The sequence below is a fragment of the Amycolatopsis sp. cg9 genome (assembly GCF_041346945.1).
GTDB lineage: Bacteria > Actinomycetota > Actinomycetes > Mycobacteriales > Pseudonocardiaceae > Amycolatopsis.
This window is the reverse complement of the sequence record NZ_CP166850.1, coordinates 9,873,761-9,887,756: the sequence shown is the minus strand read 5'-3', so window position 1 is coordinate 9,887,756 and position 13,996 is coordinate 9,873,761. Positions and strand designations below refer to the sequence as shown.

At 71.0% G+C, this 13,996-nt stretch carries 15 protein-coding genes; 4 read left to right on the top strand and 11 right to left on the bottom strand.

All coding sequences use genetic code 11. The features are described 5' to 3' along the window. Positions 1-50: 50 nt before the first annotated feature. Both AB5J73_RS45420 and AB5J73_RS45415 read right to left on the bottom strand, forming a co-directional pair. The gene (locus AB5J73_RS45420) at positions 51-599 is read right to left on the bottom strand and encodes a dihydrofolate reductase family protein (protein WP_370965898.1); all 549 of its coding nucleotides are present in this window, start codon (positions 597-599) and stop codon (positions 51-53) included. A 64-nt stretch (positions 600-663) separates the two neighbouring features. Next, the gene (locus AB5J73_RS45415) at positions 664-1,638 is read right to left on the bottom strand and encodes a bile acid:sodium symporter family protein (RefSeq protein ID WP_370965896.1); all 975 of its coding nucleotides are present in this window, start codon (positions 1,636-1,638) and stop codon (positions 664-666) included. Between the two features lie 96 nt (positions 1,639-1,734). Between AB5J73_RS45415 and AB5J73_RS45410 the strand changes: the two genes are divergently transcribed. Continuing rightward, a complete protein-coding gene (locus tag AB5J73_RS45410; RefSeq protein ID WP_370965894.1) occupies positions 1,735-2,568 on the top strand; it encodes a LysR family transcriptional regulator in 834 nt (277 codons plus the stop codon). A gap of 1 nt (position 2,569) precedes the next feature. Here AB5J73_RS45410 and shbA read toward each other — a convergent pair whose 3' ends face one another. Both shbA and AB5J73_RS45400 read right to left on the bottom strand, forming a co-directional pair. Continuing rightward, positions 2,570-3,163: an RNA polymerase sigma factor ShbA gene (gene shbA, locus AB5J73_RS45405; RefSeq protein WP_370973533.1), complete on the bottom strand. Its 594-nt coding sequence runs from the start codon at positions 3,161-3,163 to the stop codon at positions 2,570-2,572. Positions 3,164-3,309: 146 nt separating this feature from the next. Beyond that, entirely contained in the window at positions 3,310-3,798 is a 489-nt protein-coding gene (locus AB5J73_RS45400; protein ID WP_370965892.1) for an RNA polymerase sigma factor, read from the bottom strand. A gap of 638 nt (positions 3,799-4,436) precedes the next feature. Between AB5J73_RS45400 and AB5J73_RS45395 the strand changes: the two genes are divergently transcribed. Further along, positions 4,437-4,700 carry a WhiB family transcriptional regulator gene (locus AB5J73_RS45395; protein ID WP_370965890.1) on the top strand — a complete coding sequence of 88 codons (264 nt, stop codon included), beginning with the start codon at positions 4,437-4,439 and terminating at the stop codon, positions 4,698-4,700. Between the two features lie 170 nt (positions 4,701-4,870). Here the strand turns inward: AB5J73_RS45395 and AB5J73_RS45390 are convergent, their stop codons facing one another. Next, on the bottom strand, positions 4,871-5,869 hold the full coding sequence (locus tag AB5J73_RS45390; RefSeq protein WP_370965888.1) for an RNA polymerase subunit sigma-70: 999 nt from the start codon (positions 5,867-5,869) through the stop codon (positions 4,871-4,873). A gap of 39 nt (positions 5,870-5,908) precedes the next feature. On the opposite strand from AB5J73_RS45390, the gene AB5J73_RS45385 reads away from it, so the two are divergent. Together AB5J73_RS45385 and AB5J73_RS45380 are read left to right on the top strand one after the other, a co-directional pair. Then, entirely contained in the window at positions 5,909-6,652 is a 744-nt protein-coding gene (locus AB5J73_RS45385) for an SDR family NAD(P)-dependent oxidoreductase (protein WP_370965886.1), read from the top strand. Between the two features lie 210 nt (positions 6,653-6,862). After that, complete coding sequence (locus tag AB5J73_RS45380) at positions 6,863-8,059, top strand: LCP family protein (RefSeq protein ID WP_370965884.1); 1,197 nt, start codon at positions 6,863-6,865, stop codon at positions 8,057-8,059. A gap of 4 nt (positions 8,060-8,063) precedes the next feature. Here AB5J73_RS45380 and AB5J73_RS45375 read toward each other — a convergent pair whose 3' ends face one another. From AB5J73_RS45375 to AB5J73_RS45350, 6 genes are all read right to left on the bottom strand, one after another. Next, positions 8,064-9,254 (bottom strand): acyl-CoA dehydrogenase family protein, encoded by a 1,191-nt coding sequence (locus tag AB5J73_RS45375; protein WP_370965882.1) that lies wholly within the window; start codon positions 9,252-9,254, stop codon positions 8,064-8,066. 1 nt (position 9,255) lies between these two features. Further along, on the bottom strand, positions 9,256-10,161 hold the full coding sequence (locus tag AB5J73_RS45370; RefSeq protein WP_370965880.1) for a 3-hydroxyacyl-CoA dehydrogenase NAD-binding domain-containing protein: 906 nt from the start codon (positions 10,159-10,161) through the stop codon (positions 9,256-9,258). Next, entirely contained in the window at positions 10,158-10,904 is a 747-nt protein-coding gene (locus tag AB5J73_RS45365) for an acetoacetate decarboxylase (protein ID WP_370965878.1), read from the bottom strand. The genes AB5J73_RS45370 and AB5J73_RS45365 overlap by 4 nt, the downstream gene beginning before the upstream one ends. Position 10,905: 1 nt before the next feature. Then, positions 10,906-11,649, bottom strand: a complete 744-nt coding sequence (locus AB5J73_RS45360; RefSeq protein ID WP_370965876.1) for a crotonase/enoyl-CoA hydratase family protein — start codon at positions 11,647-11,649, stop codon at positions 10,906-10,908. Between the two features lie 46 nt (positions 11,650-11,695). Continuing rightward, positions 11,696-12,838 carry a CaiB/BaiF CoA transferase family protein gene (locus tag AB5J73_RS45355; protein ID WP_370965874.1) on the bottom strand — a complete coding sequence of 381 codons (1,143 nt, stop codon included), beginning with the start codon at positions 12,836-12,838 and terminating at the stop codon, positions 11,696-11,698. A gap of 116 nt (positions 12,839-12,954) precedes the next feature. Next, complete coding sequence (locus AB5J73_RS45350) at positions 12,955-13,860, bottom strand: LysR family transcriptional regulator (protein WP_370965873.1); 906 nt, start codon at positions 13,858-13,860, stop codon at positions 12,955-12,957. Between the last annotated feature and the right edge of the window lie 136 nt (positions 13,861-13,996).

The following is a 13,996-nucleotide window of genomic DNA, read 5'->3' as shown; positions in this document are numbered from 1 at the left end:
ATCCTCCCCTGGGAACGACGCCACCGGGATCGCTCCGCCGCCCGCCGCCGTTACGCCCGACTGTCCACAGCGGACTCAACCCGGTATCGGAACGTCCCGAAACCCCCGGCCGTCGTCAGCTCCACCGGCTCCAGCCGGATCTGCGTCCCACCCGGGTGGTCGAAGAGCCGGACGCCGTCGCCGAGGAGGATCGGGGCCACGTGGACCAGGACCTCGTCGAGCAGGCCCGCCTCCAGGCAACGGCGGGCCGTCGTCGGGCCCAGTACCGCGACGTAACCGTCCCCCGCCGCGGTGGACGCCGACGCGACCGCTGTCCGCAAGTCCGGCTCGAACGTGAACCCCGGCTCGGCCGACGCCGGGTCGTCGCGGGTGACCACGAAGATCGGGACCCGGACGCGGCCGCCGTAGACCTCGCCCTCCGCGCTCGTCGCCGGAGCGTACGTGTTGTGCCCCATGACGACCGCGCCGATCTCGCCCAGCAGCCGCTCGACGACCGGGTTCGGGCCGGTGGACAAGCCGCCCAGCCAGGACATGTCGTCGGCGGGGCCGGCGACGAAGCCGTCGAGGGACATCGTGATGTGGTAGAGGACCTTGGCCACGGGGCCGCCTTTCCTGGAGGGGTGACACCAGGTACCGACGAGTGCGGCCGCGGGAACTCATCGGTCAGGCGGGCACGAGTTCCCGCTCTTCCGAAGCGGCGTAGCGCCGGGCCAGTGTCGCGCAGACGATCAGCTGGATCTGGTGGAACAGCATCAGCGGCAGCACGATCAGCCCCACCTGCGCGTGCCCGAACAGCACCGTCGCCATCGGCAGGCCGCTCGCCAGGCTCTTCTTCGACCCGCAGAACACGATGGTGATCCGGTCGGCGCGGGCGAAGCCCAGCAGGCGGGCGCCCCAGCCGGTCGCGGCCAGCACGACCGCCAGCAGCGCGCAGCACACGGCGCCGAGCACCAGCAGGTGGCCCAGGTCGAGCCGGTGCCAGATGCCTTCGGTCATGCCCGCGCTGAACGCCGTGTAGACCACCAGCAGGATCGAGCCGCGGTCGACCAGCTTGAGCGGCGCCGCGTGCGCCGAGATCCAGCCGCCGATCCAGCGCCGCGCCAGCTGGCCCGCCACGAACGGCGCGAGCAGCTGCAGCACGATCCCCAGCACGGCCGACCCGTCGACGCCGGCGCCGTCGCCCGCGAGCAGCAGCGCCACCAGCAGCGGGGTGAGCACGATCCCGGCCAGGTTGGACAGCGACGCGCTGCAGATCGCCGCCGCGACGTTGCCGCGGGCGATCGAGGTGAACGCGATCGACGACTGCACGGTCGAGGGCAGCACGGCGAGGAACAGCACCCCGGCGGCCAGCTGCGCGGGCAGCACCGACGACGGCAGCGCGAACAGGGCCAGGCCGAGCAGCGGGAACAGCACGAACGTCGCGCCGAGCACGACCGCGTGGAGCCGCCAGTGCCGCAGGCCGTCGAGGGCTTCCTGCGTGGACAGCCGGGCGCCGTACAGGAAGAACAGCAGGCCGACGGCGACCGTGGTGGCGGTGCCGAAGCCACCGGCCACCGCGCCCGAAGCGGGCAGCAGGGTGGCGACGCCGACGGTGGCGAGGATGGCGAGGACGAACGGGTCGAGACGCAACCGGGACATGGATCTCCTTCCACAGCCATTGTCGGCGGCGTCGCGTTCATTGTGAACCCCGATGACCGGACTGACTGTCATCGTGAATCGCGATAAAGTGGCCGCGTGCTGGACCCCCGCCTGTGCCGTTCGTTCCTCGCCGTCGCCGAGACGCGCAGCTTCACCGCGGCCGCGCGACGGCTGGGCGTCGGCCAGCCGACCGTCAGCCAGCACGTCCGGCGGCTCGAACGCGATTCCGGCGGCCTGCTGTTCGCCCGCGACACCCACACCGTCGAGCTCACCGCGCGCGGGCAGGCGATGCTGGGGTTCGCGCAGACGGTCGTCGACACCGAAGAGCGCGCGGAGCGGCACTTCCGCGGCGCCGAACTGCGCGGCCGCGTCCGGTTCGGGGTGTCCGAGGACTTCGCGCTCGGCGAGCTGCCGGAGATCCTGCACCGGCTGCGGCGCAGCCACCCGCTGGTGGACGTCGAGCTGACGGTCGAGCTCTCGGACGTCCTGGCGCAGCGGCTGCGCGCCGGGCAGCTGGACCTGGTGCTGGGCAAGCGCCGTCCGGGCGCGCACCACGGGCGGCTGCTCTGGCGGGAGCCGCTGGTCTGGATCGGCTCGGCGGCCACGGTGCTGGAGCCCGGTCAGCCGGTGCCGCTGGTGCAGTACCCGATGCCGTCCATCACGCGGCAGCTGGCGGTCGAGTGCCTCGAACGCGCGGGTCTCGAGTGGCGCGCGGCGTGCCAGACGTCGAGCCTGACCGGCCTGCGCGCCGCGGCGGCGGCCGGCCTCGGCGTCACCCTGCACGCGCGCAGCCTCGTCCCGGCCGACCTGGTCGAGCTCGACGGCCTGCCCGAACCCGGCGACATCGAGTTCATGCTGCTGGCGCGGGAGTCGATGGCCGGGCCGGCCGCGGCGCTGGCGGAGTTCGTCCTGGAGCGGGTGCGGCGCTGAGTCAGTCGTCGTCGCCCAGGAGTCTTCGGAGCCGGCCGAGCGCGCGGTGCTGGGCGACGCGGACGGCGCCGGGGGTGGAGCCGACCGCGGCTGCCGTCTCCTCCGCCGACAGCCCGACCACGATCCGCAGCACGACGATTTCGCGCTGCTTCGCCGGGAGCACGTCCAGCAGCCGGGCCAGCCGCTCGTTCAGCTCGAACCGCAGCGCGTGCTGCTCGGGGCCGGCGGCTTCGCTGACGCCGTCCGGGATCTCGGGCACCGGGTCGGTGCGGTTGCGGGCCGCGGCGCGGTGGGCGTCCGCGACCTTGTGCTGGGCGATGCCGTAGACGAACGCGAGGAACGGCCGGCCCTGGTCGCGGTAGGCCGGCAGCGCGGTGAGCACGGCGAGGCACACCTCCTGCGCGACGTCGTCGGCCGAAGCGAACGAACGCTCGTGGCGGCCGACGCGGGCCCGGCAGTAGCGCACGACCAGCGGGCGGATGGTGGCGAGCAGCCGGGCGGTCGCGGCGTCGTCACCGGCGATGGCGTCCGCGACCGGCTCGTCGTGCCGGCGCCAGTGCGCGGGGAAGGCGTCGGCGGGCTGCGCCGCGGCGATCTCCCGGACCAGCACCCTGCTGCGCACCCGCAGCAGGGTTCCCTCCACGTCGAGGCCGGCCCGCAGCGAGTCGTGCAGCGCGGTGTTGGACTCCCGCAGCAGCTCGGTGATCGCCCGGTCCCCGTACTCGGTTGCCGGCATGGTGCTCACCTTTCCCTGTCCCGCTGGTCACCGGGCCGAACGGCCCGGAGTCGCCGAAGGCGTTCCCGCACGTGGCGGAGGGTGGAGCGGACGGTCGCGGGTGCGATCCGCAGCGCGTCCGCGATCTGCGCCGGGGTGAACCCGTCGAGGGACCACGCCAGGACCATCCGCTGCCGGCCGGGCAGGGACGCGAGCAGGTCGATGAGCCCGGCGTGCTGGTCGACCAGCACGGCGAGCTCGTGGTCGGCCCGCGGATCACCCGCCAGCGTCCAGTCCGCCCGCGCGTCGCCCGTGCCGTCGAGCAGCCGCCCGGCGACCCGGCGGACCCACGCCCGCGGGTCCTCGAGGGTGTGCCACGCCTCCAGCGCGTGGACCATCGCCTCCGCGGCCGCGTCCCGCGCGGTCTCGACCTCGAACCCGGCCTTGCAGAGGAACGCCACCAGCGGCGCGAAGTCGGCGCGGAAGAACGCGTCGAAATCGTCGTGACCGCCCACCGACCCCTCACCACCCCTCGCCTCCACAAGGACAGGTGCGGCGAGGTGACCGCTACGTGTAACGATTAGATCAAGACTGCCCGGTAGGAGTAATGGGACGCTTCTCCTTGGTGACGCGATGTGACGAATGACCGCGGACAGGTCGGGTACCCGAGCCCGATGATCACTGAGACGAGGTCCGGTGGCGGGCCGGTGCGGGCGCGAAGCCGCGAACGGCGGATTCCGGACGCCGGCGGGGTGTCGCGGGCCGGGTCCCCCCGGTGGGCGCCGCCGGCGGGAAGATCGGCTCGGGCGGTCGCGGTTTCGGCCGCGCCCGCGCGGGAAAGCCTTGCCGGACAGCGGAAAGCTCATCGGCGGCCACCGGCCGGGGCCGGTCGGTGGAGCACGTTCGGGCGACCGTCGCAAGGGACGCGCCGGGGCGTGACCGCGCCGATCGGGTGACGTGATCGACATCGAGATCCCGGGAAGAAGGGCGTACTCTCATGTGTTGCAGTCTTGGTTGCCCGGAGGGTGAGCCGGGGACCGAAGCCAAAACCCCCTTGACCGACGCGGGTTCGCTCGCGCGCCCGCGGCGGTCAAGTCGGTTGACGCGCGATGACAATGGGAAACAGAAGAACCGAGGGAGGTGAACGAAGGAAATGGAAGCCACGATGACGGGCTGGGCGGAACTCGCGGCCTGCAAGGACGAGGACCCGGAACTGTTCTTCCCGATCTCCGCGGTAGGCCCCGGCGCCCGGCAGACAGCGCAGGCCAAGGCCGTGTGCGCACGCTGCCCGGTGCGCGCCGAATGCCTGGGCTACGCGCTCGACAACGGGCTCGACCACGGTGTTTTCGGCGGGACCACCGCCGAGGACCGACGCCGGCTGGCGCGCACCGCGCCGCAGCGGCACCGAGTGGCCTGACCGCCGCCCGGTGACCTCTTCCCGGCGGCCTCGAGCAATAACACCGAATCCGGAAGAAAATCGGATCCGGGAGTGTGCGTGCCCGGGTGGGTGATTCCTGTGCGAATCACCCGCCCGGGCATTTTCACGTCCACGTAGGGTGCTCAATTCACTTCACAGCGCCATTGTCGTCAGCGCGACCCGGGCCCATCGTGCTCACCTGGCCACGCTTCGGGCAGTCCCCAGGCGGCGGCCGGCACCGACTCGAACGCGGCCATCGCCGTGATCAGCCCGGCTTCGACCGTCAGCAGGCTGACGCCGAACCACCGGAAGCCGTCCTCGTCCGGCCGCCGCAGGTAGGTGGCCACGGCGGGCTGGCGGTTGGCGCGGACCGGCCGCATCCGGAACCGCCCGACGCAGTGCGGCGACGCCGGGTCCATCGAGAGCGACAGCGCCCGGACGATCGAGGCGCGACTGGCGAACCACAGCGTGTAGGGCGGCATGATCGCCTGGGCGTCCTCGCGCAGCAGCCGCGCGACCGCGCCGGGGTCGCCGTTCTCGTACGCGGCGATGAACCGCTTGAGCAGCGCCGCTTCCTCGGCTGTCGGGTCGCCGGCCGGCCACTCGGCACGGCGCGCGGGCAGGCGTTCACGCAGCGTCGTCCGCGCCCGCTGGAGCGCGCTGTTCGCCGAAGCCACGCTCGTCTCCAGCGCCGCCGCCGTCTCCTTCGCCGGCCAGCCGAGCACGTCGCGCAGGACGAGCGCGGCCCGCTGCCGGGGCGGCAGGTGCTGGAGGGCGGCGAGGTAGGCGAGCTCGATGGTCTCCCGGTCGACCACGGCGTCGTCCGGCGCGGCCCCGTCGAGCAGCCGGTCCGGGTACGGCTCGAGCCACGGCAGGTCGGCGGCCGCGATCGGGCCGTCCGGCTCCCCGGCCGGCCCGAGCTGGTCGGGCAGCACCCGCCGGGGGCGGCGGGCGAGCACGTCGAGGCACGCGTTCGTCGCGATCCGGTACAGCCAGGTGCGCACGCTCGCCCGGCCTTCGAAGCCGTCGCGGGCCTTCCACGCCCGCAGGAACGTCTCCTGCGCCAGGTCTTCGGCGTCGCTCAGCGAGCCGAGCATCCGGTAGCAGTGCACCTGGATCTCCCGGCGGTGCCGTTCGACGAGCGTCTCGAAGTCCGGAGTGCGACCCACCCGGGCACGCTAGCGCACCCGGGCTGCGACACTGCTGCCGTGAGCGGAACGGTGCTGGTGCTCGGCGGACGCAGTGAAATCGGGCTGGCCCTGGCGAAACGCCTGGTCAGCGGGGACACCCGGCGGTTCGTGCTGGCCGCGCGGCCGGGCGCGGACCTGACCGCGGAGGTCGCCGCGCTGCGGGAGGCCGGCGCGAAGAGCGTCGAGACCGCGGACTTCGACGCCGACGACCTCGCCGCCCACGGCCCGTTCCTGGAGAAGGTGGCAGCCGAGCACGGTCCCCTGGAGACGGTGGTGCTCGCCTTCGGCATCCTCGGCGACCAGGCCCGCGCGGAGACCGACGCGGCCCACGCCGCGGCGGTCGTGCACACCGACTACGTCGCCCAGGTCGGCGTGCTGACCCACGCCGCGAACCTGCTGCGCGCCCAGGGCCACGGCAACCTGGTGGTGTTCTCGTCGGTGGCCGGGATCCGCGTGCGCCGCGCGAACTACGTCTACGGCTCGGCCAAGGCCGGTCTCGACGGCTTCGCGAGCGGACTCGCGGACGCGCTGCACGGCTCGGGCGTCCACCTGCTGCTGGTCCGCCCGGGCTTCGTGATCGGCCGGATGACCGACGGCATGGCACCGGCGCCGTTCTCGAGCACCCCGGACCAGGTGGCCGAGGCGACGGCGGCCGCGTTGCGCCGGGGTCGTGGGGTCGTCTGGGTGCCGGGAGTGCTCCGCCCGGTGTTCTTCGCGATGCGTCTCCTGCCGCGCGCGATCTGGCGCCGGATGCCGCGCTGACGCGATCGCGGTGGCCGCTGTGGCCAGTGCCACAGCACCTTCCCGTGCGCGCTCCGGCACGGTCCGTCGCGAAAACCGGCCGATCGGCTCGAACCGGCTCGGCCGATCGGGCAGCGTCACGACCTTCCTACAATTTTCTCAGGTGATTCCCAGCTAACCCGGTGATCCTCGGAGGAGGGGATCCACCAGAGGGAAGCAAGGGGAAGTGTCGTGCTGCTGTCGTCCCGGGGGCGCCGCATCGGCGGGCGCGTGGCCATCGGCGTCGTGTCGACGCTGGTGCTCGCCGCCACCGGGTACGCGTGGACGCAGCTGAGCAAGCTGGACGCGGGCATCGTCACCGCGGACGTCATCCCGCCCTCGGCGCAGATCGACGAGGAAGACGTCGTTCCCGGCGAACCGCTCGAAGTGGCCCAGAACATCCTGCTCGTCGGGATCGACGCGCGCACCGACGCGTACGGCAACCCGTTGCCGCAGAACGTGCTCGACGCCCTGCACGCCGGGAGCGGGGACGACGGCGGGGACACCACCGACACGATGATCGTCGTGCACATCCCGGCGGGCGGCGCCGCGGCCACCGCGATCTCCATCCCGCGCGACTCCTATGTGGACATCGCGGGCGGGTACGGCAAGCACAAGATCAACTCCGCGTACAGCCGCGGCAAGAACGCTTCGATGTCCGGTTTGCGCGCCGAGGGGCTGAGCGGCGCGCAGCTGGAGGTCGCGGCGAACGCGGCGGGCGCGAAGACGGCGATCCAGACCGTGGAGAAGTTCACCGGGCTGACGATCAACCACTACGCGGCCATCAACCTCGCCGGGTTCGACGCGCTTTCGCAGGCGGTCGGCGGCGTCGAGGTCTGCCTCAAGGCGCCGGTGCACGACAGCTACTCGGGCGCGGACTTCGCGGCCGGGCCGCAGACGCTGTCCGGGGCGCAGGCGCTCGCGTTCGTCCGGCAGCGCCACGGCCTGGCCAACGGCGACCTCGACCGGATCGCGCGGCAGCAGGCGTTCCTGTCCGGGATGGCGAAGAAGGTGCTCAACGCGGGCACGTTCACCGACGTGTCGAAGCTGAACTCGCTGGTCAGCGCCGTGCAGGGCGCGGTGGTGCTGGACAAGGGCTGGGACGTCCTGAGCTTCGCGCAGCAGCTGCGGGGCATGACGTCGGGCGCGATCGCGTTCGCCACCATCCCGGTGCAGAGCCTGTCGCTGCAGACGCCGTCCGACGGCGACGCGGTGAAGGTCGACCCCGCGCAGGTCCAGCAGTTCGTGCGCACGGCGATCAGCACGCCCGCGGTGCAGGCTTCGGGCGACGACACGACCGGCGGCGTCAAGCCGGTCGCGGCGACCACCACCAGGACGGCGGACAGCAAGCAGCCGGCGACCAGTGCGGCCGCCGGCTGCGTGAACTAGCCCGTCACACGAACGCGGACTGTCCCGTGATCGCCTTCCCGACGATCAGGGTGTTCATCTCGCGCGTGCCCTCGAACGAGTAGATCGCCTCGGCGTCGGCGAAGAACCGCGCGACGTCGTATTCGAGCACGATCCCGTTGCCGCCGAAGATCTCCCGGCTCCAGGCGACGACCTCACGCATCCGCGAGGTGACGAACGCCTTGGCCAGCGACGACTGCTCGTCCTTGAAGATCCCGGCGTCCTGCAGGCGGGCGAGCTGCACGAGCATGCCCCACGACGCGGTGATGTTGCCGAGGCTCTTCACGAGCAGGTCCTGCACCAGCTGGAACCGCGCGATCGGCCGGCCGAACTGCGTGCGCTCCTGCGAGTAGGCCAGCGCGGCTTCGTACGCGCCGATCATCACACCGAGGGCCTGCCAGGCGACCCCGCCGCGGGTGGCGCGCAGGATCTCGGCGACGTCCCGGAAGGAGTCGATGCCCTGCAGGCGGTTCGCCTCCGGCACGCGGACGTCGGTCAGGGTGATCTCGGCGTTCTCGACGATCCGGAACGCCGTCTTGCCCTGGATCTTCTCCGGCACGAAGCCCGGCGTGCCCTTCTCGACGACGAAACCCTTGACGTGGTTGTCGGCCAGGTCGCGGGCCCACACGACGACGTAGTCGGCGAAGGTCGCGTTGCCGATCCACTTCTTGGCGCCGTTGAGGATCCAGGTGTCACCCTGCCGCTGCGCCGTGGTGCGCATGCCACCGGCCACATCGGACCCGCCGAGCGGCTCGGTCATCGCGAACGCGCCGATCTTGTCCATCGCGGCCATTTCGGGGAGCCAGCGGTCGCGCTGCTCCTGGCTGCCGCCACTGTAGATGGAGTACATCGCGAGTCCGTTGTGGACACCGAAGAACGTCGCCACGGACGCGTCCGTGCGGCTCATCTCCATCGCCATCATGCCGGTGAGCAGGTGGCTGACGGCGGGCTTGTGCTCGCCGTAGCCCTCGTAGGGCAGACCGGCGAGACCGCTTTCGCGGAACATCCCGATGAGTTCCTGCGGGAAGGTGCCGGCTTCCCAGTTCTCGTTCACCAGCGGCTTGACGTCGTTCGTCATGAACTCGCGCGCCTTCACGAGCAGCTTGCGCTCGTCGTCGGCGAGCAGCGCCTCGAAGTCGTAGAAGTCGGCGGTCAGCTTGTCCTTGAGCGGTTCCATGTCAGTTCTCCTCCACTGCGTGCAAAACGGCGAGCTGCTTGCGGTCGCGCGTCTCGGCCAGGTCCGAGTACGTGGAGGAGCCGTAAGCGGTTTCGACGGCTTCGATGAGCCGTTCCTGCTCTTCCGGGCTCTGGCTGGGAGTGCCCAGCCCGGCCCACATCTTCTTCATGGACTTGCCGATGTGCTCGGCCATGTGCCGGTAGCCACCGGGGCCGCCGCCGAGGTGCGAACCGAGGAACGGCCCGACCGTGGCCCAGCGGATCCCGAGCGAGTTCGTGATGACCCTGTCGAGCTCTTCCGGCGTCACGACACCCTGCTCGACGAGGTAGATCGCCTCGCGGCTGAGCGCGTTCTGCAGCCGGTTGCCGACGAACCCGGGGATCTCCTTGCGCTCCACGACCGGCGTGCGGCCGAGGGAGGTGTAGAACTCGACGGCCCGCTCGACCGACTCGTCGCTGGTGCGCTCGCCGGGGACGACCTCGACCAGCGGGATCAGGTGCGGCGGGTTGAACGGGTGTCCGATGAGGACCCGGCTGCCGTCGATCTCCTCGGTGAACGCCGTCGACGGGATGGCGCTCGACGAGCTCAGCAGCAGCGCGTGCTCCGGCGCCGCCTCGACCAGCTGCTTGAACAAGTCCTTTTTGAACTCGACGTTCTCGGGCCCGTTCTCCTGCACAACATCCGCTTCTTTCACTGATTCAGTGACGTCCTCGGCGATGCTCACGCGGCTCGCCAGCTCGGCGGCGGTGGTGCCCAGGTGCGGCGCGAACGTCTTCAGTGCCTCGGTGACGGCCTCGGCTAGGTCCGGGCGGGGGTCGGTGACCCGGACGGTCAGGCCGTGGTGGGCGAACAGCGCCGTCCAGGACAGGCCGATGGTGCCGGCACCGATGACTGCCGCGTGCTTCATGACCGCGCTCCTTCCAGGTAGTCGAAGACCGGCTTGACCGGGGCGAGCGTCAGGTCGGTGCGGATGTGGCTCGCGGCGACGACCTCCAGCACCGGCAGGTCGGCCAGCGGGGCCAGGACGTGCTGGAACAGCTGCAGCCGCGCGGGGCCGGTGTAGGCCTCCTTGACCACGACGTCGGTGATCTCGGTGCGGACCAGCTCCTGCACGCGCGGCGCGCCGTCGTAGCCCGGGATCGTCTTGAGCATGAACGTCGGGACGGTGATCTGCCGCTCGGCCTCGCGGGTGTCCAGCTCGTGGTGCTTGTAGCCCATGGTCGCGGTGGCCACCCGGAGCGTCCCGTAGTCCAAAGTGCCCACGAGGACACCGTTGTCGACATAGAGGTCCGGGCTGCCGACGGTCTTCGGGTACGCGCTGACCTCGCGGCCGGACGCCGTGGCGGGGAAGTTGTCGAGGTACATCGCGTGCAGGTACTCGCCGCGCTCGCCGTCGAAGCTGACCTCGATCGCCTGGCCGGACTCGGTGTACGGGCCGTAGCCGGAGACGTCGCCCATCTTCATGACTTCGAAGCGCACCAAGGGTTCTTCGACCTTCAGCGGCTCCGGGACGACCGCGCGCAGGGCGTCGGCGTCGGTGCGGTAGACGATGTTCAGGTACTCGCGGTTCGTGAACCTCGGGACCACCGGCGCGAACGCCGGGGCGGTCAGGGGAGTGGTCACGTGCCGGCGGACTTCGTCGATCTTCATCCTATTCGCCTGTCCACTTCGGAGCGCGGCGCTCGGCGAAGGCGGTCATGCCTTCGCGGACGTCGGCGGACTGCATCAGCTTCTTGATTTCTTCGCGCTGCACGGCGGTGGGATCCGCGGCACGCACGATCTTCTTGACGGCGGCGAGCGCGAGCGGCGCGTTCTCCGCCAGCCTCTCGGCCAGCTGCAGCGCGACGGCGGCGGCGTCACCGCTCGGCGTCACGCGGTTGACCAGGCCCAGCTCCCCGGCGCGGCGGCCGGTGACCGGCTCGCCGGTGAGCAGGAACTCCATCGCCAGGTGGTGCGGGATCCGCTTCGGCAGCCGGATCACGCCACCGCCCGCGGCGATCAGCCCACGCTTCACCTCGGGGAGGCCGAACTTCGCGTCTTCGGCGGCGACGATCAGGTCGCAGCCCAGCGCCAGTTCGAACCCGCCGCCCATGGCGAACCCTTCGACCGCGGCGATCAGGGGCTTGCCCAGCTCGGCTTCGGTCAGGCCGCCGAACCCGCGGCCCGGGATCTCCGGGGACTCGCCCTTGAGCGCGGCCTTGAGGTCCATCCCGGCGCTGAAGGTGTTTTCGGCGCCGGTCAGGACGCCCGCCCGGAGCGTGGGATCGGCTTCCAGCTCGTCGAGGGCGGCGGCCAGCCCGGCCGCGACGGCGGCGTCGACCGCGTTGCGAGCCTGCGGGCGGTCGATCGTGATCAGCAGGGTGCCGCCGATCCGTTCGGTGCGTACTTCACTCATGACTTCACTTCCCAAGTGCCGCACTTTCACGTGAAAGTGCGGTGGTTCAGACCAGTTCGGCGAGGACTTCGGCGGTGTCCTGGCCGGCCAGCGGGGCCAGGCGGCGGATCGAGCCGGGCGTCGCGGAGAACTTCACCGGGATGCCGACCGTGCGGATGGTGCCCTCGCTCGGGTGCTCGACGGTGTCGAGCAGGTGGCCGTCGCGGACGTAGGGGTCCTCGTGCGCGCGGTCCAGTTCGAGCACCGGCGCCATCGGGATGCTGTGCTTCGCGCAGACCTCGGCCCACTCCTCGGTGGTCAGCGCCGGGGCGCAGGCGGCGATCTGCTCGGTCAGCCACTCGTTGTCCACGCGGTCGATGGCTTCGCCGTTCACGCGCGGGTCCCCGGCCAGCTCCGGGCGCCCGGCCGCGGCGAAGAAGTCGCGGAAGTTCTTCGGGTTGTAGGGGATGACGCAGGCGAGGCCGTCCTTGGTGTGGACCGCGGCGTGGCCCTTCGTCATCGACAGCCCGAACCCGGTGGGGCCTTCGGCCGGCTCGTAGGTGTGCCCGGCGAGGTGTTCGACCAGGTTGAACGCGAGCAGCGTGTCGGTCATCGGGATCTCGATCTGCTGACCCTCGCCGGTCTTGTCGCGGTGGACCAGCGCGGCGAGCACGCTGTAGGCGATGGTCAGCGACGAAACCTTGTCGCCGATGATCGTTGGCAGGTAGACCGGCTGGCCCAGGGCGCGGTTGGCCACGTCGACCAGGCCGGAGGAGGCCTGCACGGTCTCGTCGTAGGCGGCGTTGCCGGCCTGCGGGGAGTCGCCGCGGAAGCCCTGCGCGTGGGCGTAGACCAGCCGCGGGTTGCGCTCGGCGACGTCGCCGTAGTTCAGGCCGAGCCGGCTCAGCGCGCCGGGGCGCATGTTGGTGATCAGCACGTCGGCGGTGTCGATCAGCTTGAGCGCCTGCTCGCGCTCGGTCTCGTCCTTGAGGTTGAGGGCCACGCTGCGCTTGTTGCGGTTCACGTTCAGGTTCAGCGCGGTCATGCCCGGCGTGGTCCGGTAGCTGCCCACCCGCACCGTGTCCGCGGGGGACTCGATCTTGATCACGTCGGCGCCCAGGTCGCCCAGGATCTGGGCCGCGTACGGGCCCATGACCACGGTCGAGAGGTCGATCACGCGCACGCCGTCCAGCGGTCCGGTGCTGTTCATCGTTCGTCCTTTCGCGCCTTGCTGTTTCGCTCTACCCACGAAGCTAATAGCGGTGGCACCGAAAGGGAATGATCATGATACGAACAATGGTATGACCGCAGCGGTCATACCATTTGTCAGCTGGTGAGGGGTTCGGCGAAGATCGCTTTCGCGGCCTCGACGAGCCTTCGCAGGTCGCCGTCGGTGCGATCGCGCCGCCAGAGCAGGCCGGTGTCCAGCTGGGGCCGGAAGTCGCTGAAGGGCAGCACGATGACGTTGTCGAGCCGGTAGCCGTGCATGGGCGACTTGTCGTCGAGCATGGAAATGGAAAACGCCTCGCCGCTGGAAATGATTTCGGACGTCCCGCTGTACCCGGTGTTGGTCAACCGGATGCGTTTCTTGACGCCGAGTTCGCTCAATTGGTGGTCCAGCTGCTCGAAATAGGCGGGGACGATTTCACCCGGCGAGGCGACGTAGGGGAAGTCGGCCAGCTCGGCCAGGCTGACGGAGTCCCGCCCGGCGAACAGCTCGGCGGGCACGACGGCCCCGAGCCGTTCGGTCATCACGGGCAGCTGCTCCAGCTCCGGATCGGTGACCGGCAGCCGCGCCAGCGCGAGGGCGAGCTTGCCCTCGTGGACCCCCTGCACGAGATCGGCGGTGGTCCCGGGCCAGCGTTTGAGCTCGTATTCGTCCCGGACGCGCCCGGCGAGGGCGTTGACGCGTTCCCGCAGATCGGGGTGCACGCCGGCGGGCATCCCGAGGAAAACGGTCCGCCGCTGCGGCTTGGTCGCCTCGGCGAGCTTCCACGGGATGGCGCCGACCCGCTCGAGCACGTCCCGCGCGAGCGGCAGCAGCGCGGTCCCGGCCTCGGTGAGGGTGACGTGGTGGGTGCTGCGGTCGAACAGCTGCTGCCCGAGCTCGTGCTCGAGATCCTTGATCCGCTGGCTGAGCGGCGACGCGGCCATGTGCAGCTTCCGCGCGGCGGCGGAGAAGTTCAGCTCCTCGGCGACCGCGACGAAGTAGCGCAGGTGCAGCATCTCCACGGTGATCACCCTAGCCGTTGCCGCTGGTCACCCGGGCTGAAGGGGACGTTCCTGGCATCTGATGAGAGGAAAGTCCCCTTCAGCGGATCTGGTGCGACGAACGTCCCCTTCAGCTTTGTCCACACCACCCCGGTTA

Coding starts and splice junctions, on each gene's coding strand:
- AB5J73_RS45415 (WP_370965896.1), bottom strand. CDS start 1,638: ATGTCCCGGTTGCGTCTCGACCCGTTCGTCCTCGCCATCCTCGCCACC.
- AB5J73_RS45395 (WP_370965890.1), top strand. CDS start 4,437: ATGGAAGCCACGATGACGGGCTGGGCGGAACTCGCGGCCTGCAAGGAC.
- AB5J73_RS45375 (WP_370965882.1), bottom strand. CDS start 9,254: ATGGAACCGCTCAAGGACAAGCTGACCGCCGACTTCTACGACTTCGAG.
- AB5J73_RS45370 (WP_370965880.1), bottom strand. CDS start 10,161: ATGAAGCACGCGGCAGTCATCGGTGCCGGCACCATCGGCCTGTCCTGG.
- AB5J73_RS45365 (WP_370965878.1), bottom strand. CDS start 10,904: ATGAAGATCGACGAAGTCCGCCGGCACGTGACCACTCCCCTGACCGCC.
- AB5J73_RS45360 (WP_370965876.1), bottom strand. CDS start 11,649: ATGAGTGAAGTACGCACCGAACGGATCGGCGGCACCCTGCTGATCACG.
- AB5J73_RS45355 (WP_370965874.1), bottom strand. CDS start 12,838: ATGAACAGCACCGGACCGCTGGACGGCGTGCGCGTGATCGACCTCTCG.